Raw genomic sequence first — 23069 nt, 5'->3', positions numbered from 1 at the left:
GGAACCTCCCCACATCCGCCCAACAAAATGTTTACTGCCCGCTCTCGCGGCGGGCCATCAGGTCGCGCGCGGCGATCTGCGCCTCCAGGTCGGCGGCCACGCGCTCGGCGCGCTGCACGCGCGCGTCGTCGGCGTAGCGCTGCTCGGAAGAAAAATACTGCTCCAGCTCGGCGGCAATCATCTCGCCAGAGATCGGGCGGTACAGCGTTTTCACCAGCGCGACTTTCTCGTCATACGTTTTGCCCAAGAACAGATCAGGCCTGGTGAACCACTCGCTCGGTACTTCAAAGTCGGCGCTCTCGGCCAGCAGCTTCTGCGTCACGCTTTCGATCGGCCGCCCGGTGAAGCGTGGGTCTTTGCGCTTGAACTCGGCACACAGCTCGCCCAGCTCGCGCCAGTTCAGCGATTTCTTAGCGGCGAACGGGTTCAGGCTCGGGCGGGCGGGCGCAGCCGCTGGCGCGGGCGCGCTGCCAGTGCGCGCTGCACCTTGTGGGGTGGGCATTTCACCACCCACCTGCACCAGCCCGTTCTTGATCTGACGCGCCAGCTTGATGCCAATCAGCGCGGCGTAATCATCCCAATCCTCGGGGCCGCCGATCTGCTCGCGGTGGTGGAAGCGCTGGCGCAGTGCCGAGTCGGTCGCGGTTGGCTCGTTTGTCGCCGCATAGGTTTGGGCATTGCCAATGTTCACCGTGAACGCGCCATCCAGAAACTGCATGGTCAGGTTCAGCACATCTTTGTCCGAGCCGCCCATGCCCGGGTCGCCACGCGACAGCAGCAGCAGGTCGATGTCGTCGAAAAACAGCAGCGTCAGTGCGTCGCGGTCGCGCGCGAGCGCCAGCTTTTCGGTGAGCAGCTTGGCGGTTTTGCCATAGTATTCGTCTTTGATGCTTGGGTCGATCGAGACAAAGCGCGCCGGCAAGCCCACCTGCTCGCTGCGCTCGTTCATGCGCGTCATGGCCATGCGGAACAGCGAGCTTTTGCCCGTGCCGGGAAAACCGTCGAACAGCACCGTACTCGGCAAGCCGCCCAATTCCAGCACCGGGTTGAAGCCCTGCGCCGCATCATACAGCGCCAGCCGGTCGACATAGCGCAGCAGCGAGCGCTTGGCCGCTGTGTTGCCCACAATCTGCTCGGGCTGCACGGGCGTAAAGGCCGGCTTGGCGTTGGCCGCCTGCTCCGAGGCGCTAAAGCCGCGCAGCTCCAGGTTGCCAATGCGGAATGGCACGCCAGCAACCTGCGCCAGCAGCTCGGCCGGGAAGCGCTCGGAGTCGGCAATCATCTGGTCGCGCGCGGCAACGAAATACTCGCGCGTCAGGTTCACCAGATCGTCGGCAGTTTCAACAATTGGGCTGCCGTCGGCGGCGGTTTGTGTCACCGCCTTCAGGTAGAATGACAGCACGCCTTTCAGGTCGTCGTCGGGGCCAAGGCCGGCCTTGAAGAACTGCCCACCCGGCTTGGGGAACGACGCCAGGTTGTCGCCCGCCGGCATGGGCAGGCTGCCGGCGATCAGCGCGCCCGCGCCGAACAGCGCAAAGCTGCCCAGAAACGCTGCTTGCCGTGGATCGACGGTGGCGCTCACTTCTTCATATAGCTCATAGTACAGGCACAGCCCGCGCCGAATGGCATGCAGCACGTGATTCACCGGCTCGTTCAGCAGGTAGCCGCCCACGCCGGGCAGCTTACGCAGCTCGGCCAGTAAATCGTACGAGACGCCGCGCATGGGGATGTTCTGCATGCGGAACTCGGCGCTGTCGCGATGCGCGTCGAGGTCGGCGTCGGTGATGGGATGGACGTTATCGCGCGTTGGCATCAATTTCTCCAGTTACGAAATCAGGTCGCCCTGCCGGGTTACGCCATACACCGCACACTCCTGCCCATCTTCGTCGGCGTCGCCCAGCAGCTGCTTGATCGCCAGCGGCGCGAGCAGCAGGCGGTAGCGCACCGAAGGGCCGGCCTCCATCGGCTCGCGGCCAAACAAGGCGTCCATGCGGCTGCGATGCGCCGCTTTGGTCGTCGCGGCGCGCTCGATTGCGGCGCGCAGCATCCATGGTTCGCCCTCGGGCGCGGCCGCCAGCGCGCGCGTAATCAGCTCGTCGTTCTCGGTCCAGCGGTGATGATAGGGCCCGATCGTCACGCGCTCGATTGTGCGCGGCACGATCCACGGCGCCTGGTTGATCAGGCCGATCATCTCGGGCAGGGTGTGCCGCCCGCCAGCCAGGTCGTCGACAAGGTCGCGCAGCTCGCCAATGCCGCCAGTGACATGCCAGCCGCCGCGCTCCTCGAAATGGAGCGTCACGCTTTCGAACAGGTTCAGGCTACGGATCACGCCCGTCCAGCTAATTGCGTACAGGCGCTCGCCGGGCTGCGTGCCGAGCTTCACCGGCTCGCCCTGGCGGAAATCGGCAACCACTGGCGTCGCCGCCAGACGCTCCATATACGAGCGTTGCAACCACAGGATTTGCTGCTTCAGCGGGCGCTGGTTGGCGTAGATCGAGTCGAGCGCCTGGGCCACCAGCTCGTCGCGCTTGGGTATAATCTTGAGCTGCTCCTCGGCATGATCACGGTCTTCGCGCAGCGTCCAGAAGTCTTTGAAGGTTGGCATGCCCGACTCGGTCGGGTCGATCGTCATCGGCAGCGGCTCGACATCCAGAAGCTGGCGGCCATGTTTCAGCGCCATCACCAGCACCGTGGCGCGGATCTCGCGCACAAAGGCCTGGCCAGCTTGGCAGGCGGCAATGCTGAGCCGGCCGGCGCGCTGCTCGCATTCCAGCGCCTTTGCCAGCCAGCCCAGCCGCTCGCCCAGCGCGTCGCAGTAGCCAACCACCGCCTCGTCGGGCAGCATGCGCGAATTCTGGCCCGCGCCGGCCGTTTGCAAAGAATTGCGGTCGATTGCCATAGCGTTTAGCGTTTCTCGGCGTACTCGCCCTGCAGCTGCGCCATCCGCTCATCGAACACCGTGATGATCTGCTCTAGGTGGTCGGTGTATTCTTTCATCTTCTCGTCGTCGATCAGCTTCTTCTCGGCCCGATCGGCGGTTTCGGAAAGAATACCCTGCACCTGCTCGGTCATCACGCGCGTGGCGCTGTCGGCGGCGTAGTTCAGCGACTTATCGATCGTCGAGAAGCCCTTCACCTCCAGCGCCGTCTCCATGATCTGGTAGATGCCCTCGAACACACTGGTCAGGTTGGCGATTTTTTCCTGCGTCTTCACTTTGTTCTGTGTCAGCGCGGCAATCGCCTGCTTGAAACCTTCCATGTGCGCGCGCACAATCGGCTGGCTTTCTTTCGCGTTTTTCAGCACCTCGAAGTACTGCGTTTCGTTGATTTTGGCCTGATCGATTTTGCCTTGCAGCTGCGAGCGCTCAGCCTGCAGCTGGGCATAGGTCGTTTCGTCGGCCACCTGAATGCGCCGGTCGAGCTCGGCGATCTCCTGCTCCAGCCGCTTGGCTTCCAGCCGCCACTGCTCGTATTTCGGCTGGTTGTCTACCAGCTTGCGCGACAGCTCAACGTCAGTTGATTGCAGCTTGCCGTACATCTCGGCGTTCTTGGCAATTGCCGAATTGAGCGACTCGACTGTGCCGCGCGCATAGGCCAGGATGGTCTTCATCGAGCCATCGACATTCTGCTCGCGAATGCGGTTCACCATCATCTGGCGCGCCCATTTTTTGTTGAAGCGCCCAACCAGGCGTTCAAGCCCACGCGCATCCTTCATGGTCGCAACATTGCGGCCCAGGTCGTCAAGCTCCGATGTCAGGTCTTCGATCAGGGTTTGCAGATCGCCGGTATACTGGCGGCCGCTCGAAATCGCCGTATCGAGCTTGCTCAGGTCGGCAACGTTGGCGGTTTTCTGCTTGCTGGCCGCCGTAAGCTGGTCGATTGTTGAGAGATAATCGGAAATCCCAGTGTCCAGCTCCTTTTCCAGCTGCAACTCTTTGGCGCGCACTGTTTTTAGCTTGGCAGCCTTGGCTTTGCCGCCCTGCGCCTTTTCCAGGATCTGCTCGTCGACCATGATATTCCTTCCTTTGTAGAACTGCATCGTGCCGGATCTGGCCGATCTCAGGTGTATATACGCGCCGCCATAGCCGGCGTTACACAAAATGGCAACTTTATCATAAAACGTTGCTCGCGCAATTTTAAGCGTGCCCCCAACGGTACAATACCACAGCCGGCAAGGCGTTTACAATACAGTGAACGCGTGTGGTAACAAGTTGGATATGTTTTATTGTATAATAGTGCCATCTTTTGCATCGTCTAGTGACAACAGGAACATGATGAGCGATCACAGCAGGAAGCCGAGCACGCATCAGCGCGGTGATCAGGCGTTCGTCGTCGCTGCGCACGGGTCGGAGCACCATGAGTTATACTTGTGGGCAATGTACCGCGAAAAGTCGTTTGTTCAATGGGAGGAAACCGGCGTTACGCTGGCCGATGGCACGCACACTGGGCCATGCTATGTGCTGTGGGTGCCCGCGCCAGACGAAGCCGCCGAAACCGCCCCGGCAGAGCAAGAAACTGAGGAAACCGAGCCAGCCAAGCCCGCGCGCAAGCCACGCAGCGCCAAAACAACCCGCTACAAAGGCGTCACGCGCATCGATCACCCGGCCAAACGCACCTTTGGCTACATGGTGCGCGTCGCATGGAAGGGTGAAATTCATCAGAAGTTCTTTTCCGACAAGCGGTGCGGCGACCGGCTGGCGGCGCTGGACGCAGCCATTCAGTGGCGCGACCGCACCGAGCAGGAAATTGGCAAGCCGCGCACCGAGCGCATGGTGTTTGGCAAACCAGGTGGCGACAACCCGGCGGTGGGTGTGTCGCGCCGGCGCGAAAACCATACCGAGTACTACGAGGCAACCTGGCTCAACACTGAGGGGCGCGTGCAGCGCACACGCTTCTCGATCGCAAAACACGGCGAGCGCAAAGCTCTGCGCCTGGCAATGGCCGCGCGCCAGCGCAACGAGCGCATTCGCTACCGCACGCCGCGCGACTAACCCAGCCCCGCGGGAGGGGATTGCCGTACAGCAATGACATTGCGTAAGACAATGCAAAGATGATTCGTGTGGAGCCCCGTCCAAAGGGGATGTGGTCGGCACCGCCGGCCAGCGCACGACCGTTCGCCAGCAATGCTGAAGCAAACAGGGCAAATGTTGAAGGTTCAACATTTGCCCTGTTTGTTTTTCGCAGTTAATGCTTCCCTAATTTCATGCCGCTACTCTATACTTGCATCCTTGAGCTGAGGATGGAGAGAAGAGAAGCGAGTACTATTTATGCTATCATTTTTGCTGCGCAGATACCGTATTCTGGCAATATTGCTTGTGGCCGCCACCGTCACGGCCTGTGCTCCACAAACCATTAACCTCACCAATGGGGTTGCTGCCATCGAGCCCGCCGCCTCAGTGCCCAACTTTTCGCACATTTTTGTGATTGTGCTGGAAAACCGCGCCTACGATCAGGTGATTGGCAACCAGCAAGAATCCTACCTGAACTCGCTGGCCCACCAATATAGCCTGGCCGAGCAGTACTACGGCGTTGCACACCCAAGCCTGCCAAATTACATCGCTCTGATCGGCGGCGATACTTTTGGCATAAATAGTGATTGCACCGATTGTTTTGTGAACCAAAGCAACCTGGTCGACCAAATCGAGGCTAGTGGGCGAAGCTGGAGTTCCTACCAGGAATCGATGCCACACGCATGTTTCACAGGTGATGCGCCGCCGTCGTATCGCCAGAAGCACAACCCATTTATCTACTTCGATAATGTGCGCAACAACCCGGCGCGCTGCGAAAAAATCGTACCGTTCACGCAATTCTCGAAAGATCTTTCCGCGAATACATTGCCCAATTTTGTGTGGATTACGCCAAACATGTGCAACGATGGGCACGACTGCCCGGCCAGCACGACCGACGCCTGGTTGCGTACGGTGGTGCCTCAGATCACCGGTTCGCCAGCGTGGCGCGACAATGGCGTGCTTTTCATCACGTTCGACGAAAGCGAAAAAGCCGACCAGAATGGCTGCTGCCAGTATGCGCAGGGCGGGCGCCTGGCCACGCTGGTGATCTCGCCGCTCAGCAAGCCGGGCTTCAGCTCGCCAATCGGCTACGATCACTACTCGCTCCTGCGCACAATCGAAGCGTCGTGGGGGCTGGAGCCGCTCAACAAGGCGGCTTGCGCGTGCACGCCCACCATGGCCGATTTCTTTAAATAGTGGCTCGCTCGGTGATGATTCGGGGGCGCTTTGGCGCCCCCTGTTTTTTTTCCGAGAGCAGGCCAAAAAAGCCTTTTACAAAGCAGAATCACTCAGGGCTGCCTGCGCGCAATGAGGAATCCACTGGAGGGAATGAGGATGGTGGGCCGCGCAGGATTCGAACCTGCAACCAAGTCGTTATGAGCGACGTGCTCTGCCATTGAGCTAGCGGCCCAGCGCGAATATCCTACCACGTTCGCCGGGCGCATGCAAGACCTTCCACGCCCATTCAAGCAGCCGCCCGATGCTCACGCACTCGGGTTTCCACGCCCTAACCCAACTGCCTTCTGGTATACTAGCGGCCAGAAATCACCTGCCTCTGCGGCGCGGCGGAGCAGTTCTTGCCGTACTGGTGCGGCGCATGTGAATCGGACAGGCAGGAGGGAGAATGGAAAGCTCGGAGGTTTTGGGCATTGTAGCGCGCCTGGCGGGTGTGCTGGTACTTGTGGCGCTGAATGGCTTTTTTGTGGCAGCAGAGTTTGCCCTGGTTGGCTCGCGCCGCACGCGGCTCGACCAGCTGGCCAGCGCGGGCAACAGCACCGCCGCGCTCAGCCGCCGCATGCAAGATGATCTCGACCGCTATATTGCGGCGGCGCAGCTTGGCATTACGCTGGCGAGCCTGGCACTGGGCTGGATCGGCGAAAGCACGATTGCCGAACTGGTTGACCCGCCGATTGAGTCGCTGACGGTGTGGTTGCTTGGCAACCTGGCCGTTGCCGAAACACTGGCGCTGACGATCAGCCACGCAGTCGGCATCGCAGTTTCGTTCTTCGTGATCACCTCGCTGCATATCGTGCTGGGCGAGCAGGCGCCCAAGGTATTTGCGATCCGCTCGCCCGAAGAAACGGCACTGTTTATCGCGCGGCCACTGGCGCTGTTCAACAGCATGTTCGGGCTGATCATTCGCTTTCTCGACTGGGCAACCGAGCTGGTGCTGCGCGCATTCGGTATTCACAGCGGCGGCGAGCACACCAAAGTGCATTCGGCTGAAGAGCTGCGCCTGCTGGTGGAGGAAAGCGGCGAGGCGGGCATATTCGACGAAGAAGAGCAGGAAATGCTGATCAACGTCTTTGCCTTTGCCGACCGCCCCGCCTACCAGGCGATGCTGCCGCGCACTGAGGTGGTGACGATCGACCAGGATGCGACGCTGCAAGAATTTCTCGACCGTTTTGCAGAAACCGGCCACACGCGCTTTCCGGTGCTTGGCCCCGGCGGCGTCGATGACATCAAGGGTATTATTTCGGCCAAAGACCTGCTGGTGGCACTGCGCGACAACTCCGTCACGCTCGATCAGCGCGTCGATACGCTGCTGCGCCCGGCTTTCTTCACCCCCGAAAGCAAGCGCATTGGTGACCTGCTGCAAGAACTGCGCGCCAAGCATATTCGCATGGCCATTCTGATCGACGAATATGGCGGCATGGCTGGCGTCGTGACCATGGAAGATCTGGTGGAAGAAATCGTTGGCGAGCTGGACGATGAGCTGGAGCACGATGAAGACGCGCTCAAAACGATTGACGAGCGCACCACCGTGGTCGAGGGGCAGATGCGCGTTGAGGATGTAAACGAAGAACTAAACCTGAGCATCCCGGCTGGCGATTACGAGACACTGGCAGGCTTTTTGCTGGCGCAGCTCGGGCGGCTGCCCAACACCGGCGATTCGCTGAGCTACGAAGGCGTGCGCCTGACGGTGCTGGAAATGCAAGGGCCGCGCATCAGGCAGATCGAGGTGAAGCGCACACAGTAGCGCTGTTTCGCACTTGCCAGCGCTTGCATAGTCAACAGTAAAACGCGTGAGCGACAGAGCGCACAGAGGACACTGAGTAGACAGATAAAACTCGGTGTCCTCCTTGTTCTCTAAAAAGAATTTCCAGCACTGTAATCCCAAAACCCTATCCTTACCCCAAACCCTGCACTGAAAGCGCACTATGGCACGCGCAAGCCGCCAAACTGCACACCAAGCGAGCGCTGATCGTGCTGGGCGGGGTCGGCATCGGCGGGAACCCAGGTGGGGCTGGCGATGCGCAGCAGGAATGTGCCGGTGGGTGGCGCAGGCACATTCGTTATGTCCACTGAGTAGGTATAGCTGTGCATGTCTGCCGCAAGCTCGAAGCACTGTTCGTTTTGAAATGGCGCGCTGGGCAGCGCCAAATCGGCGGCGGGCTGGAAGGAAAGGCAGGCGCGCGCCGGCCCAAGCGCGGCTGGGCGGGTTGCCCCTGCGGCAAGCTCAAGAGTCACCGCAAGCTGCGCGCCCGAACGCGGCCAGGGCACGCGCAACACCGCGTCGCCATCCGTCCAAGCCACTGCCGCGCCACCGATAGCTTCGGGATGGTAGAAGCCGCGCAACTGAGCAGTGAAATCGCCAACGGCGATGGCTGTGCTGGGTGGCGCGCTGCCCGCCGCATCGAGGCGGTAGGTCGCAAAGTCAAAGGCGAACTCCAGCGGCACGCTTGGCTTCTGCTCGCGCAGCTGCTGAAACTCGGGCAGGCGCAGTGTGGCCGAACCAACGCGCACCGGCTGCAAGCCTGGCAGCGCAACACCGCCGTTCGCCCCCAGCACAAGGTACACCTGCCGGCCCTGCGCCTGCCAGCGGCGCACATAATCGGCGAGCTGCGCGGCGTATGGGCCGGGATCGGTGCTGCGGATGGCGAAGGTGTCCAGCCCGTAGGCGTATTTTAGCGGCGTCGCGACGAGGTCAGGCGTGTCGCGCCCTTCGCCGCGAAACAGCACCACATCGCCGGGCTTGAATTCATTCGCAATCGATGCAAGCTGATCGAGCGCGCCCGCATACTCGACATGCCCGTAGAGCTGGCGATTCGTGACGGCGAAAAAGGCAAGCTGCGCCAGCACGAGCAGCGCCGCAGCAACCCGGCCAAGCGGCCAACGACGCACAGCTGCAACGCCAGCCAGGGCACTTTGCTTGTTCATACCAGCCAGCGCCACAATGGCGTAGGCCGCGCACAGGCTCAGTGCCGGGTAGGCCAGCGGTATGTAGCGCCGCAGAATGTAGATGTAGGTGAGATCGGTGGTGCCGTAGCTCAGGCGCACGAAAAAGAAGGTGCTGGCCAGGCTGGCAACCAGAAACACCCACGACGCGCGATTCATGCCGCGCCACCACCACAGTGCCGCGCCGGCCAGCGCCAGCAGCATGCCCAGCGGCGAAAGATACCAGCCCACCCGCACAAGGTTGGCCTGCGCAATGCCGGCCTTCTCAGAATCACCCGGCCGGCCGGGCACAAACTCGGCCTCGGCGCGCGGTGGCACCGGGCGGCCACGAAGCACGTTTGGCACTGCTGAAAGTGCATACGCGACCACATTCGGGTGCTGCGCAGACGCAATTGGCGCGCCAACATAGCCCTGCGCGGCAAGGCATGCCGGGCTGGCCGGCGCGGCAATGCAACCCGGCAATGCAGCCAGCACCTGCGCATTCAGGATTTGCGGGCGAACCAGGTAGCCATACACGCCGAGCAGCAGCACCGCAAGCGCGCCGCATCCCACCAGCCAGCGCCGCCAGCGCAGCACCTGCAGCCCGAGCCAGCGCTGCGGGCGGCCATCGCGGCGCAGCAGCACAAACGCCGCCAGCAGCACCAGCAGCAGAATGATTTCTGCTGGCAGGCGATACGGGGCGCGCAGGGCTTCGCTCCGTGGAATATTCATAAACGTACTGCGCAGCCCAGGAGTGAGAAACGGCCACGCCAGCGCAACTGCCAGCGCCGACTGATCTTGCAGGCGCGCGTAGATCAGGTCGAAGAAGTAGGCGCGCGAAATCGCGAGAATGTGCGCCACGGCTTGCAGCAGCATGGCGCCCAGGCCAAGCGCCAGCGCGGAGGTCGGGCGCGACCAGCGGCGGAACAGCGCCATATAGCCGATATAGGCCAGCAACGGCACAACGATTGGGAAAAAATCGATGCGCGTGAGCGCGAGCTGCCCCGCCGCCACGCCGGCCAGCAAGCCAGCAAACGACTGGCGCGCGCCCGATTGCGGATCGTCTGCGTTGGCGGGCTGCATTGCCGCAAAGCCATACAGCGCCGCAAACGACAAGAACTGCGCGCAGGCCTCGGAGGTTGAGTAGCGGCTGAACCAGACCTGCGCGCCGTTCAGCGCAAGAAACAGCATGCCCAGCAATCCCACCCAGCGCCCCGCCAGGCGCCGGCCAAGCATACCAACGCCCCAAACCCCCAGAATGCCACACAGACTCGTCGCCAGCAAGCCGCCGCGCAAACCGAGCAGACTGCTCAACAGCGCGATCCACGCCGGGTAGAGGTGAAAGAATTGCGGCGTCACCGTGCCGCTGGCGAGATCACCGTCGTTGATCAGAAAGCCGGCAAAGCGCAGGCGAGTAGCCAGATAGCGCGAGGCGGGCTGCGAGCCAAGCAGGTTGGTTCGCGCCTGGGCGGCGGCGGCACTCACCACGGGGTCGGTTGAAGATTCGTCGGCGGCGATCTGCTGCACCAGCGCATCGTGCTGAAGAATGCCGCCGCTGCGGGCGATTGCAAAACCTGTGTTTGCATAGACGCCTGCATCGCGCGCGCCAAGCACAACCTCGAACGGGCGCGCGACCAGCAGCACAAAGCCCAGCAGCACCGCCCCAAAGAGCAGCACCTCAAAACGGCCCTGGTTATTTTGTGGCTGGCGAACGTGGTAGAAGGCACCGCGCCGCCATGCCACCAGCGCACAGACCGCACACACAAGCGCAAGCACAGCAAGGTGCAGTGCCGCTGAAAACACGCCTAACTCAGCCAGCGTCAGCGCCAGCCAGCCATTCAGCAGCGCGCCAGCCAGCACGCGCTCAAAGTGGCGCTCAAGCCGATCGGGCGGCTGCGCAGAGCCAAGCCAGGCTAATGCAAGCAGAAAGCCAGGAAGATACAGCAGTGGCGCAAGCACCAGGGCGGCGAGCACGGCCAGCATAGAATCGCATTCTCCTCATTGCGTAACGAGGGGCGATTATACCATTGGCCGTGCGCGCCATCGCAGCGGTGTGGGTGAGATTTACCTGAGCAGAGGCAAACAGCGCGCTAGCGCGCCCGCGTGCGCCAAAGCACAATCAGGCGGCGCGCCAGAATATCTATGGGCAACAGCAGCAGCGCCAGCAACACCAGTGGCATGGTTATGTCGCGCGGACTCACCGGGGATTGACCGCTCACTGGCGCGAATGCTTGCTGCGGATCGGCAAGCTGCGCGCCGCCCGTCGCGCGCGCCAGGGCATCGAGCAAGGCCGGGTTTGCCTGATGCATGCGGAATTCGGCTGAGTATGGCACAACCAGCGAGCCAGTGCCTTGAAACACGACCCGGCCATCGCGCGAACCAGCCACCTGCACAATATAACTCCCTTGCGGCGGCGTCTCGACGGTGGCACGATATTCGCCGGGACCTTGCGCCACGAGCGGCACTTCCTGCGGTGTGCCGTCCTGCCCGATGATTCTGGCTTGCACGGCCACTGCGTCCTGCTGGCCAACCAGGGCTGGGGGCACGGTTACCTGCAGCGATATTCCCTGGCCGGAAGCATTCGCTTCGATCTGCACGGCATTCGGCCCCGAACGGCTCGATAATGTCCAGCTCGCCATCTGAGCCGCAAATCGCGGAAACTGCGGCCATTGCAGCCAGTCTTTCGCCCAGCGACCGCTCGCATCACTCGTCCAGGCGACCGAACGCCCCAGACCATACTGCCACTGCGCCAAAACAGGCGTGCCATCAGCATCGGACAATGCCACAGTCGCGGTTTGCTTTGCAGTGGTGCCGTTGTAGCCATACAGCTTTGGCAGGCCTGTATCAAGGCCAGCCAGAATAGGCGAGCGCAAGCCATACTGCGGTGTGAAAGGATGCTCGACAATAAAATTCTCGGAAACCTGGCGGGTTTCCTGCACGAAGATTTGCAGCGCATCTTCCATATTTTTTACGGCAAAATAGCGCCCGCCGCCTGCGTTTGCCATTGCCTGCAAATTAGGCGAGGAGCCAACGCCTTCCGCCACAACCGATACCGTGATGCCCTGATTATGCATGTCGTTGATGACCTTGACCGGATCTTCCCCTTCGGACCAGCCATCGGTCATCAGAATAACGTGCTTGATCGTTGCATCGGTTTTTGCAAGGGCATCTTCGGCGGCGCGAAGGCCAACACCAACATTTGTTTCGTGGCCATTTGGCATCAGCGGGGCAATCGCATTCAGCACATCATTGGGTTTTGCCTGCGCAATCGGTTCAAATGCCCAATGCACGCTCCCATCGAACGCGACAACGCCAACCACATCCTGCGGGTTGAGCACCGCAACCGAGCGAACAACCGCGTCTTTGCCGATTTCGAGCTTGGTTCGGCCAGTTTTGTCGTAATAGCCATCTTTCGCCCGATCCGGGCCACGGCAGTGGCAGGCCTGCATGCTGCTCGATTTATCGAGAACATACACAATTGCCAGGTTTGGCCGCGTTTCGATTTTGCGCACATCCATTGATACGGGCAGCGCCTGTTCAATTGGCGTGTTGCCATACCCGCCAATACCAAATGATTGGCGGCCGCCAAACATCAGCATGCCCTTGCCCAAATCGTGCACATACATCGGCAGGTTTTTTTGCACAGCTGGCGACAATGCCTTCGCTGGCACATTGACTAAGATGACCGCATCAAAAGCGCTGAGGTTGGTTAAATTCTGGGGAATTGACTGGGGCGCAACCACATCGGCCGTGATTTTTGCTGCGGCCAGCGCTGCTTTTAAATTCGCCCCAGCACCCTTCTGGCCTTCCACAAGCAAAACTCGCGGTGGCCCATCGACTCGCGCCGAGCTTTCGGCAACATTATTTTCGGCAAGCGTATCTTGCGCGGGCAAGATGCGAGCGCGATAACGCCGCAGCCCTGGCGGGGGCACACCCGCATCAATCTGCACCCGATTTGTGCCGGCCTGAAGGGCAACTGGTTGTTCCACGATCAGCTTGCCGTCGCCGGCAACGCGCAAAACCGCCGATTGCGCCACCGTGCTTTCGACCACTGCCGTAAGCGTTACCGATTGCCCGTTGAATACGTTCGATGGCACCTGCAGCTCAGTCAGCTGCGCTTCGGGCGCGGTTTCTTGCTGCGCCAGATCAACGTAGCTGAGCGGGACACCCCGGCTCGCCGCTAATTGCGTGGCAGCTTGCGCGTTCCCCGCGTTCTCGCCACCATCGGAAAGCAGCACCAGGCGCTTGCCAGTTTCGGCGGGCAGCAGCGCCATGCCAAGCTGGATGGCATCCTGAATATTTGTGGCAGTGTTGGTAAATACTTGCGAGGCGCTTAGGGCGGTATCCTGCCCCGGCGCGCGCTCAACAACCGCATCTGCGCCAAACGCCACCACGGCAGCGCGGTCGCCCTGCGGCATGGCGGCCAGCGCATCGTGCACAAACGTATCGGCGCGCGTGCGCATGGCCGGATCGATCGAAGCCGAGCGATCAAGCAAAAACACCGTTGTAAGATTCGTCGTTTTCTGATCGATGCGGGTGCCGGCCAGCGCAAGCACCAGCGCCACAATCAGCGCGCTGCGAATAGCAAGGCTTAGCCACAGGCCCTGGGCAGTGCGCTGCCGGCGAACAGCCCGCGCCATCGCCCAGAGCGGCACCAGCAGAAGAACCAAAAACAGCGCTTCAGGAAAAAGAAAACTGATACTCATACCCATCCAACGGAACAGTTCGCAAATTTGTTCCACTCTGCCTGCGGCAAAGGCGGCTGCATTCTAGCACGCTGCTGCCGCCGAATGATGAAGGCAAACTGAAAATTGGGTGAGAAAGCCCGCTGCGGCGACGGTGCCGCCAGTTCAATATGGTAGAATAGCCCGGCTTATGACACCAGAACCCGTCACAACCAAACCGCCCTCGCTTGGCGCACAAGTTTCGCGCGCAGTGCTGTGGAATGTGATCTTCGTGCCGCTGCGCATGCTAGCCGAAATCCTTCAGACGCTGGTGAAACTGACTGCGCTGCCCCCGATCAGCTATGGCATTCTGTCGCTGATCAGCGCGACGAATAGCGGCCTGGGCACCTGGATCGACCTTGGCACCGGCCGCGCACTCCCCAAGTTCATTCCCGAAAGTACGCAGCGCGGCGGTGCCCGGGCTGTTACGCGCCTGCTGCTGGCCGCGCTTGGCGCACAAATGGCGCTGCTGCTGGTGATTGGCGGCGCAATTATTGTGCTGCGCGAGCGCTACTTCGCGTATTTGCGCGGCCTGGTGAGCGGCGCGGCCAATGTGCCTGCCGCCGATCAGCAGCGCCTGCTTGGCTTTATTCAGCAGTCGGGCGGCGTGCTGATTGGCGCGATTCTGGCGGTGCTGCTGTTTGGCATTTTCTACGACGTGCTCATGGCCTACCTGAGCAGTTTTTTTCGCCAGCGCGCCTGGAACAGCATTACCCTCGCTGCGCAGCTTATGCCGCCGCTGCTCACGGCTGCGGTTATTCTGGCCGGCTGGGATATTGCTGGCGTGGTGGCGGTGATGGTGTTTGCGCCAGCCGTCGCGACGGCGCTGGTTGGCTGGCAGGTGCTGCGCCACCAGCGGCAGCTGGCCCCGCTTGCCGGCACCGCCGACGATGGGCGCTGGCTGCCGCCCGGCTTTGCGCGCTACTGCAGTGTTTCGTTCCTGATGACGGCGACCGACTACCTGGCCAGCGCGGGCTTTGCTGCCTTTTTCGCGTCGGATGCGGTTGAGATCGCGGTGCTGATGGCCGGCGTGAATATTGTCAAGGTGGTGCTTTCCTACCTGTATACCCCAATGGTTGGCGTGCAGGTGCCCTTGTTCACGCGCGTGCGCGCCGGCGAGGGTGGCACGCTGCAAGGCGCATACCAGACGCTTATTCGGCTGCAGGTGCTCCTGCTCGTGCCGGGTGGCGTGGGCCTGGTGTTGCTGGCCCGGCCGATCTTTGGGCTGCTGCAAAACAAGTATATTGAAGCTGCGCCACTGGTGTGGATTCTCGTCCCGTGCCTGTTTCTCGAGTCGCTGCTCACCACGGCGCACAACGCCCTGATTGTGTACGAAAAACTGCGCGTCATCGTCATTTCGCGCTTGCTGACGCTAGTGTGTGTGCCGCTGGTCGTGCTGTTGTTTCCCTTGCTAGGCGGCGTGGGCGCGGCGCTGGCATTTGGGCTGGCGCGCGTGCTGGCGGGCATTTGGGCCACTGCAAACGGCTACCGCCTGCTGGGGCTGCGCTGGCCCTGGCAGTTCAGCGGGCGCGTTGCGCTGGCAAGCGGCGCAATGGCCATAGTGGTCGGGCTGCTTAGCTGGCTGGTGCCATCGCCTGCCGCCACTGCTTCGAGCCTGGAGCGGCTGGCGCTGCTACCCGGCGTGCTGATGCTGAGTCTGGTGGGCGGGGCGGTCTTTCTTGCGGCGCTGCGGCTGCTGGGTGGCATCGACCCAAACGACCGGCGCCAGCTGAGCCAGCTGAAAATACCCGGCAAACGCTGGATTCTGCGTGTTTTGTAACATAGTGCTCCCAAGCATATAGGTGACATTGCGGCGCAGCTTATGGCAAACCCTGGCAACGCTGCACTTTCACGCATCGCATAGCATCAATGCGTATTCTTATTCTCGGACTGGGCGGGGTCAGCCGCCACTTTCGCAACTGGCCCGAGCGCACGCTGGGGCAGGCGCTTGTGCGCGCCGGCCACGATGTGCACGCGATTACCTACTGGCAGCCCAAGCAGCCGCATCTGGGCCTGGATGCGCGCGAAGAAATCATCGACGGCATTCACGTGCACCGGGTGCGGCCGCAGTTCTGGCCGGCCCGCGATCTTGTGGCAGCATTGGCGCGCATGCCACAGCCCGATATTGTTCATATTATGCACCCGCGCAACGTGCTTGCCTGGCAGGCTGTGCGCTGGCTCAAGCGGCGGGGCATTCCAATTGTGTGGACATGGCTGGGCCCGTTTCACGACCGCTGGCTTGTTGCCGACCGCGAGCGCCCGTATGAGCACCAGCCGCACCCCGAGTGGCTGATCTATTCGGTAGGTGGCGCGCTGCGCCAAACACTGCGCGACCGGAGGCTGCGCGAGAATTTCCGCAACTATGGTATTCACGCCCCACTGCATCAGGTTGATGCATTTCTGCCCTGCTCGCAGCACGAAGCGGATGTGTTATGCGAGCTTGGCTTTGGCGACCGGCCAATGACGGTGGTGCCGCTGTGGCTCGACATGGATTTTATGCGCGGGCCGGCACCGGCGCTGGCGCAGCCGCTCAGCTGGCCGATCATCCCATACATTGGGCAGCTTACGGTGCGCAAATGCTACGACATGGTGATTGAAGCCATGCCCGCAGTGGTGGCGCGCTTCCCAACCGCGTCGTTTGTGTTTGTGACGCATAACCCCGAGCAGCGCGCAAACCTCCAGCGCATGGCCGCCGAGCACAATGTCGCCGGCAACCTGCACTTCCTGGGCACAATCAGCGAAGAAGAAAAGCTTGCCCTGCTGCGCGCCAGCGATGTGCTGCCCTTTCCGTCGCGCTACGAAGGGTTTGGGCTGCCGCTGCTGGAAGGCATGGCGGCGGAGACGCCCGTGATAAGCACCAACATTCCCGTGGTGAATGAAATTGTGCGCGACGGCGAAAATGGACTGCTCGTTCCATACGACGACTCAGCCGCGCTTGCGCAGGCGATTCTCAGCGTGCTCGGGCAGCCAGAACTTCGCGCGCGCTTAGTCGCGGGCGGCGCGCGCACGCTTGAACAGCACTTCGACCCCGACACGCTGGCCGCGCGCGTGGTGCGTGTCTATCATTCTGTTATTGGCCATAATGCCCGCACTATTCATGCACATATTTGACAATAACTCATGGATTAAGGTATCATGACAGAACACAAATCATTTACAACGATCTCGCAACTTCCCCTTAGGCAAGCGGAAACCAATTTTGAGTCTAGAAACGTTACACCGCTAATCAAACGCCTGCTCTACATTATTCCGCGCTACGCGCGCGATTTAATGGGCAACCAGATTCACACCGAAGTGATCCACTGGTGGCAACGCCAGAATGTTCACGTCGATCTCTTATGCTTCGACGCGAACGCTTCTCGCGAAACATTTGAACTACTCGATACCATCCCGGTGTATCGCCTGCCAATCAGCCAGTCGTTTGCCACGAAAGCAGTAAACAGGGCCGCAAACCCGCTGATTCATTATCCGTATTTTCCTGGCCTTATGCGGGCATACCGGCAATTTTTGTCGCAGCACCAATACGATTTTGCCCACGTAGAAACCGCTTTCCCGTTGGGCGTCGTCGCCAGTTTTATGCCAGAAGCCTTACATCCACCATTTGCGGTAACTCTACCGGGCGCAGATGTGATGAGTGAACCAGCCTACGACTATGGGTACGGCCGCTATCGCTCGGTTCGGATGCTGTTACACAATGTTTGGCGGCGGGCTGCGCTCGTGCGTGCCGATTCGCGCTATATTCGCCGCCGAGCGATTGAGCTTGGGTGTGCCCCGGAAAAGGCCTTTGCAATCCCATACAACATCACCGACGGCGACTACCCGCCCGACGACTATGTGCCAGCCGATTTTCGCGCGCGCGCGCGTGCCGATGTGCTTGCCCGCCACAACCTCCCGGCCGATGCGCATATTGTCCTGAGCCTTTCGCGCCTGCACCCCTTCAAGGGCGTCGAATTCCTTGTCAAAGCCGCGCCCGAGGTGCTGGCCGCACACCCCAATACGTATTTCATTATTGTTGGGCCGCGCCGCACCACCCCACGGTTCGGCGATTATGCGGGCTATTTGGAACAACAAGCCCGGGAACTAAATGTCGCGGAGCGCGTCTTACTAGTTGGAGCATTGCCACACCACGACGTTCGAACCTATATGGCTGCCTCCGATGCGGTTGTTGTGCCCTCAGTTATTGAGGCGCTCAATCGGGTTGCCATCGAGGCAGCGGCCCTGAGCACGCCAGCCATTGTCACGCGTACCACTGGTATCAGCGAATATATGGCCGAGCACGGGTATGGATTGGTGGTTGAACCCCGGTCGCCAGAATCGATCGCTCACGCCTTGCGCATTTTGCTCAGCGACCCCAAGCGCAGAGAGATGCTCGGCGCGCACGGGCCAGCAATGGCGGCGCAGTTTCGCTCCGAGCAGATTGCAGCTGATCTGCTGGCACACTACGAGCAGGCGCTTGCGGCACAGCACGCGAGCGCGTAGCACCATAGCACAGTGCTTGCGGGGCAGTACGCGGGCACGGAGCGAGACGGTTCTGGCAGTGCAACGATACGTCCTTTAGGGAGGAGTTTATGCAGTCACATTTCTACTGGATACCGCGTTTGTGCGCCGCATTTGTGCTCATTGGGCTGTTAGCAGCCTGTGGCGCAGTTCCAACTGCGCAGAGCCAATCGGGCACGGTGGGCGATGAGCGCCCGGCCCAGAATAGCGCGCTTGATCAGGATCTGCTGAAACAAGTCGATGCACAGATCGCGGCCGCAAAGGCGCGCGGCGAAGATGTATCGACGGCGGTGAACCTGCGCGACTCGGCGGTGAGCCTGGCACAGCAGGGTAGCGCAGCAGAAGCAAACGGCAACCTGAAACTCGCTGCCCAGCTGGTTGGGGTCCTTCGCCCGATCAATAGTGCCCCGACGGAAGCGCCAGCGCCAGCCATTGCTGCCGCCCCCGCGCCGGTTGCGAGCGGCGATGAGCAAGGCAAGCTCTTGCTCGACGCCAAATTCAGCTCGGCCAAAGACCTTTCGGCATGGCAGCGCGTGGGGCCGCCCACCAACGATGGCGGCACGCCGCTGTGGGCGGTGGAGAATGGCTTGCTGACGCAGCAGGGGGTTGATGGCGTCACAACGCTTGATATCCCAACTGGTTTTGTCACTGGCGACCCAGCATGGACGGATGTGACCGTGCGCGCAACTACCCTGGCCCGCGGCACGCAGGAAGTCGGCCTGATTGTTCGCCAGAATGGTGAAAACTACTACCGCTTCCGCGTTGTTACATTCGGCACCGAGCAGCGTGGCAACCTTATTCTTGAAAAGGTTGTGAACGGCCAGGCTACCCGCATTGGTAGCTTTGACGGCCCGGCGCTGGCATACAATACCTGGTACACCATTGCACTGAGCGCACAAGGCTCGTCGCTGAAATGCTATGTCAATGGAAAATTGGTTGGCAGCAGCGAAGATTCGACACTTACATCCGGCCGCGCTGGTGTGAATACCGTTGCGATGAGCGGTGCCTTCTTCAAGAATATTCAGGTTATTGGGAGGTAAATGTGCGCACACTGCAATTATCTAGCGCGCCAGGCCGCGTGCGTCTGCTTGCGCTCCTGCTACTTGGCGGCTTATTGTTCAGCATCCCGGCCGGGCAGCCGCCCGTAACCCAGGCGGAAGGCACAGTTATCGCTCAGCAAGACGTATCAAGCGGCGATGATCAATCCGAAGGGCCGCAGATCAGCGTTGGCAGCGACCGCGTTGGCGTAACCTGGGGCGAACGCTTTAGCCAGCGCCTTGGCACGAACACAACGACGATTGGCTTCACCTTCCCTGGGCCAACCTACTTTGATGCTGCGGGCGCGAATTTCTCCAATCAGTTCCCGGATGTTGCGGTTGACAGTGCCGGCAATACCCATGTTGCCTATGCGGTGGGCGGCACGATCTACTACCGCCGCAAGCTGAAAGATAAATCGTGGGAAGGCGCGCACAAAGTTCTCTCAACAAACTTCCCGAACCCTGTGCGTATTGCGGTTGGCGGCGATGGTCTCATCTGGATCATCTGGCGCGATGCCGATGGCACGGGCGTCTTCTACCGCCGCTCTACCGATGGCAACACCTGGTCGAATGGCAGCGATGGTGGCAAGGTATACTCCGAAAGCGGCAACATGTTTTCGGAGGACATTGCGATCGGCCCTGATAATTTGCCCCATGTGGTGTGGTACATTCGCAGCAATGGTACGAACAAGGGCCAGATCCGCGTTGCCGACTGGGACGGTTCGAAATTTAATGCCAGCAGCGTAACCACCGATGGTTTTTACGACGCCGACCCTTCGATCGCTGTTGATAACACGAATGTTCAGCATGTCGCGTGGCGTAAGCAGCTCTCGTCAAATAGCTGGGCAATTACCTATGCGAACCGCCCATCTGGCGGCAAGTGGGCAAATTTCACAACAATCGCTACAACGAATGGTGATGCTGCTTACTCGCCGTCGATCGCTGTTGATGAACAGCGTAATGTATTCATTACGTTCTCTAACCCATCCGGCTCGACTCGCCATGTTCTGCTCTATGGCAAAACGCCCACCGGCGATTGGGAATTCGTTCTGGAGATGCCAAAGATTGGCCGCGACAGCCGTAACTCGGTGGCGGCCAAGAATGGCGAGGCGCACGTAGCATACCAAACCGAGGCTGTGCGCGATCAGGGGCAGATTGAGTATGTGCGCGTAAACTTTAAGTCGATCCCGCAGATGACTGCTACGCCAGTGATTGCGGGCGGTGATAAGACGACCAACCAGAGCCCGGTGAGTGTCTCGTTCACGAGTGTCAGCGGGAATCCAACCCAGATCCGCTGGCGCTGGAACGCAGCACCAACCGACGCTGCCAGTGACTCGAACGGCTGGCAAACCTTCTCGAATCCGAAGAGCATTCCTCTGCCCAGCAATTTGGATCGGAGCGCCTGCCAGAATCTTGTGCTGTACACGCAGGTGCGGGATGGAACGACAACACAGGAAGGCAGCTCACAAGCGTCGGTGCAGTTTGACGGTGCGGTTCAGGCCAGCGTCCAGGTCACCAATCCCTTCCTGGCGGGCTTGCCCACGACATTCAGCCAGACCGTGCAGGATACCTATGGCAGCCCGACGGATGGCGCGTACAATGGCGACCCCGACTATACGCGCATGCCGCAGTTCTTCCTGGGTATCTACAACAACAACGACTGCAGCGGCCTTGCGGGCTATGCCGTGCCTGTCAGCAATGCGTCGGGCCCGATCAGCAACGATACGTTTGAAAGCAAACTGACGCTTGGCCAGGGCAGTATCCCGAACGCGGGCAGCAAGGTCACAATCAACGTAGTGGTGACCGACAAGCTGGGCAACCCCACCATTGTGTCGAAGCAGCTGATCTACGATCCTGCCAACACGGCACAGACGGGCACGCCCAACACCGACGGCCTGCCAGTGCTGAACAGCAATACCGCGCCAAGCGTCGACAGCGCAAACAGCATCATTCGCACACTGAGCTTCTCGAACGTTGATGTCGACGACACAACCTATGGCAAGTTCGAGAACCTGCCGGCCGGCAGCCAGTTCTGGGGCGTCTGGATCGCGAACTCGCGCACGCCAGTGACGAACCCGAATTCATCCAGCCTGCAGTGGTTCCCTGTTCAGGTAACAAACCCCGGCCCGAACTTCTCGGTGAGCTGGAACCTGTTCAACGGCATCGCGCCGGCGAACCGTGGGGTTGGCACCTACTACATTTACGTCAAGTTCCTTGACGGCGCCGGCAACGCAACCGTCGGCACGCTGCCCGCCCGCCAGGTCAACCTGGCGCAAGGCTACAGCGTACCCAAGATCTTCTTGCCGGAAATTCGCAAGTAAGGCATACTACCCGACGGATCGGCGTGGAAGAGACGTTGCATCGCAGCGTCTCTTCCCTTTTGCAGAGTACCGTATGCGAATTGCGTATATCGCCTACCCCACCAGCCTGACCCTGCGCTCGGCCAACGCCATCCAGACGCACACAACCCTGCGCGAGCTGCGCCGCCTTGCGCCCGATACCCTTGCGATCATCCCGCGCTGGCTGCGCGAGCCGTCGCGCTTCGCGGAAGTGGGCGCGCTGCACCTGCCGCGCCCGGCAATCGGCAAGCTCTCGCGCCTGCACCGCTCGACGCTCTGGTACTACACCGAGCGTTCGGCCTTCGCGGCCATGGCGGCGCTGGTGGTGGCGGGCGAGCGGCTGCGCGGCCGGCCTGTAGAAGCCGTGTATGTGCGCGAGGTGATCTGCGCGGGCTGGTGGGCTGCGCTGTGGGGGCCGCTGCTCGGCCTGCCAGTCATCTTCGAAGCGCACGACCTGGAAAGCTGGAACCCCTCGCGCGCAAAAGAGCGCTGGGCGCAGCCGCTGCTCCACCTGCTCGACCGGGTGACGCTGACGCGCAGCCAGGCGCTAGTATCGCTCACCGAAGATTTCCGCCAGCTGCTGGCGCGCATGGGCTGGCGCAACCCCGCCGAGGTAGCTGTTATCGCGGATGCCTTCGATGATCAGCAGTTCGCGCCCGGCAGCCGTGCCGCCGCCCGCGCCGCGCTGGGCTTGCCCGCCGATGCCGCGCTGGTCGTCTACAGCGGCATGACATTCGCCTACCGCAAGCTCGACATGCTGCAGCAGGCCTTTGCCGATCTGCGCGCCACGGCCCCGCACGCCCGGCTCTTGCTCGTTGGCGGGCGGCCGAGTGAGATCGAGCCGCTGCGCGCGCAGGCCGCCGCGCTCGGCATTACGGAGCTTGTCACCTATACCGGGCAGATTGCGCAGGAAGAAATTCTGCCCTACCTCCATGCCGCCGACGCGCTGGTCATTCCCGACACGGTCACCGACGTGACTGCCTCGCCGCTCAAGCTGTTCGAGTACCTCGCCGCCGGCCGCGCCGTGGTGCTGCCCGACATTCCCGCGCTGGCCGAGGTGCTGCCGCCCCAGGTGGGCTACTACTTCCGCCGTGGCGATGCCGGCGCGCTGGCTCAGGCCCTCGCCCGCGCCCTGAACGACCCGGCCCGCCCCGCGCGCGAGGCGCAGGGCCGCGATGTCGCCGCGCCCCACACCTACGCCGCCCGCGCCGAAGCCATCCTGGCGCTGGCCGCAGCGGTCGCGCAGAAGTATGGTAGTATTGCCTAATGCGCTTTCAGCGCAAGGGTCTAGGGAATGGGGAATAGG

The 23069-nt window shown here is 61.3% G+C and carries 14 protein-coding genes and 1 tRNA gene; 9 read left to right on the top strand and 6 right to left on the bottom strand.

What is annotated here, in order from left to right:
- Nucleotides 1-31: 31 nt before the first annotated feature.
- Genes M1P90_RS00780 through M1P90_RS00770 form a run of 3 tightly spaced genes read right to left on the bottom strand, consistent with a single transcriptional unit; the run spans nucleotide 32 to nucleotide 4011 of the window.
- Nucleotides 32-1813, bottom strand: a complete 1782-nt coding sequence (locus M1P90_RS00780) for an ATP-binding protein (RefSeq protein WP_483700719.1) — start codon at nucleotides 1811-1813, stop codon at nucleotides 32-34.
- Between the two features lie 12 nt (nucleotides 1814-1825).
- Nucleotides 1826-2899: a hypothetical protein gene (locus tag M1P90_RS00775; RefSeq protein WP_483700718.1), complete on the bottom strand. Its 1074-nt coding sequence runs from the start codon at nucleotides 2897-2899 to the stop codon at nucleotides 1826-1828.
- Nucleotides 2900-2904: 5 nt separating this feature from the next.
- Nucleotides 2905-4011 (bottom strand): hypothetical protein, encoded by a 1107-nt coding sequence (locus M1P90_RS00770; RefSeq protein WP_483700717.1) that lies wholly within the window; start codon nucleotides 4009-4011, stop codon nucleotides 2905-2907.
- A 364-nt stretch (nucleotides 4012-4375) separates the two neighbouring features.
- Here M1P90_RS00770 and M1P90_RS00765 point away from each other — a divergent pair, with 364 nt between their 5' ends.
- Nucleotides 4376-4990: an AP2/ERF family transcription factor gene (locus tag M1P90_RS00765; RefSeq protein WP_483700715.1), complete on the top strand. Its 615-nt coding sequence runs from the start codon at nucleotides 4376-4378 to the stop codon at nucleotides 4988-4990.
- Between the two features lie 276 nt (nucleotides 4991-5266).
- Nucleotides 5267-6205, top strand: a complete 939-nt coding sequence (locus M1P90_RS00760; protein WP_483700714.1) for an alkaline phosphatase family protein — start codon at nucleotides 5267-5269, stop codon at nucleotides 6203-6205.
- Between the two features lie 139 nt (nucleotides 6206-6344).
- On the opposite strand, the gene M1P90_RS00755 is transcribed toward M1P90_RS00760, so the two are convergent.
- Nucleotides 6345-6419 (bottom strand) — tRNA-Ile (locus M1P90_RS00755).
- A 213-nt stretch (nucleotides 6420-6632) separates the two neighbouring features.
- On the opposite strand from M1P90_RS00755, the gene M1P90_RS00750 reads away from it, so the two are divergent.
- Nucleotides 6633-7988 carry a hemolysin family protein gene (locus M1P90_RS00750; protein WP_483700713.1) on the top strand — a complete coding sequence of 452 codons (1356 nt, stop codon included), beginning with the start codon at nucleotides 6633-6635 and terminating at the stop codon, nucleotides 7986-7988.
- A 179-nt stretch (nucleotides 7989-8167) separates the two neighbouring features.
- Here M1P90_RS00750 and M1P90_RS00745 read toward each other — a convergent pair whose 3' ends face one another.
- Together M1P90_RS00745 and M1P90_RS00740 are read right to left on the bottom strand one after the other, a co-directional pair.
- Nucleotides 8168-11149, bottom strand: a complete 2982-nt coding sequence (locus M1P90_RS00745) for an ArnT family glycosyltransferase (RefSeq protein WP_483700712.1) — start codon at nucleotides 11147-11149, stop codon at nucleotides 8168-8170.
- Nucleotides 11150-11256: 107 nt separating this feature from the next.
- Nucleotides 11257-13872: a VWA domain-containing protein gene (locus M1P90_RS00740; protein ID WP_483700710.1), complete on the bottom strand. Its 2616-nt coding sequence runs from the start codon at nucleotides 13870-13872 to the stop codon at nucleotides 11257-11259.
- Between the two features lie 169 nt (nucleotides 13873-14041).
- Between M1P90_RS00740 and M1P90_RS00735 the strand changes: the two genes are divergently transcribed.
- The 6 genes from M1P90_RS00735 (at nucleotide 14042) to M1P90_RS00710 (ending at nucleotide 23030) form a co-directional block, all read left to right on the top strand.
- Nucleotides 14042-15670, top strand: a complete 1629-nt coding sequence (locus M1P90_RS00735) for a hypothetical protein (protein WP_483700709.1) — start codon at nucleotides 14042-14044, stop codon at nucleotides 15668-15670.
- 89 nt (nucleotides 15671-15759) lie between these two features.
- Nucleotides 15760-17001 (top strand): glycosyltransferase family 4 protein, encoded by a 1242-nt coding sequence (locus M1P90_RS00730; RefSeq protein ID WP_483700708.1) that lies wholly within the window; start codon nucleotides 15760-15762, stop codon nucleotides 16999-17001.
- 24 nt (nucleotides 17002-17025) lie between these two features.
- The gene (locus tag M1P90_RS00725; protein ID WP_483700707.1) at nucleotides 17026-18369 is read left to right on the top strand and encodes a glycosyltransferase family 4 protein; all 1344 of its coding nucleotides are present in this window, start codon (nucleotides 17026-17028) and stop codon (nucleotides 18367-18369) included.
- Between the two features lie 89 nt (nucleotides 18370-18458).
- Nucleotides 18459-19427 (top strand): LamG-like jellyroll fold domain-containing protein, encoded by a 969-nt coding sequence (locus tag M1P90_RS00720; protein ID WP_483700705.1) that lies wholly within the window; start codon nucleotides 18459-18461, stop codon nucleotides 19425-19427.
- Between the two features lie 2 nt (nucleotides 19428-19429).
- Nucleotides 19430-21745 (top strand): hypothetical protein, encoded by a 2316-nt coding sequence (locus tag M1P90_RS00715; protein WP_483700703.1) that lies wholly within the window; start codon nucleotides 19430-19432, stop codon nucleotides 21743-21745.
- Between the two features lie 73 nt (nucleotides 21746-21818).
- Nucleotides 21819-23030 carry a glycosyltransferase gene (locus M1P90_RS00710; protein ID WP_483700701.1) on the top strand — a complete coding sequence of 404 codons (1212 nt, stop codon included), beginning with the start codon at nucleotides 21819-21821 and terminating at the stop codon, nucleotides 23028-23030.
- Nucleotides 23031-23069 lie beyond the last annotated feature (39 nt).

It is taken from the genome of Kouleothrix sp. 19917 (assembly GCF_057073505.1).
The sequence above is the reverse complement of the archived record's forward strand: the minus strand, read 5'-3'. Positions and strand labels throughout refer to the sequence as shown.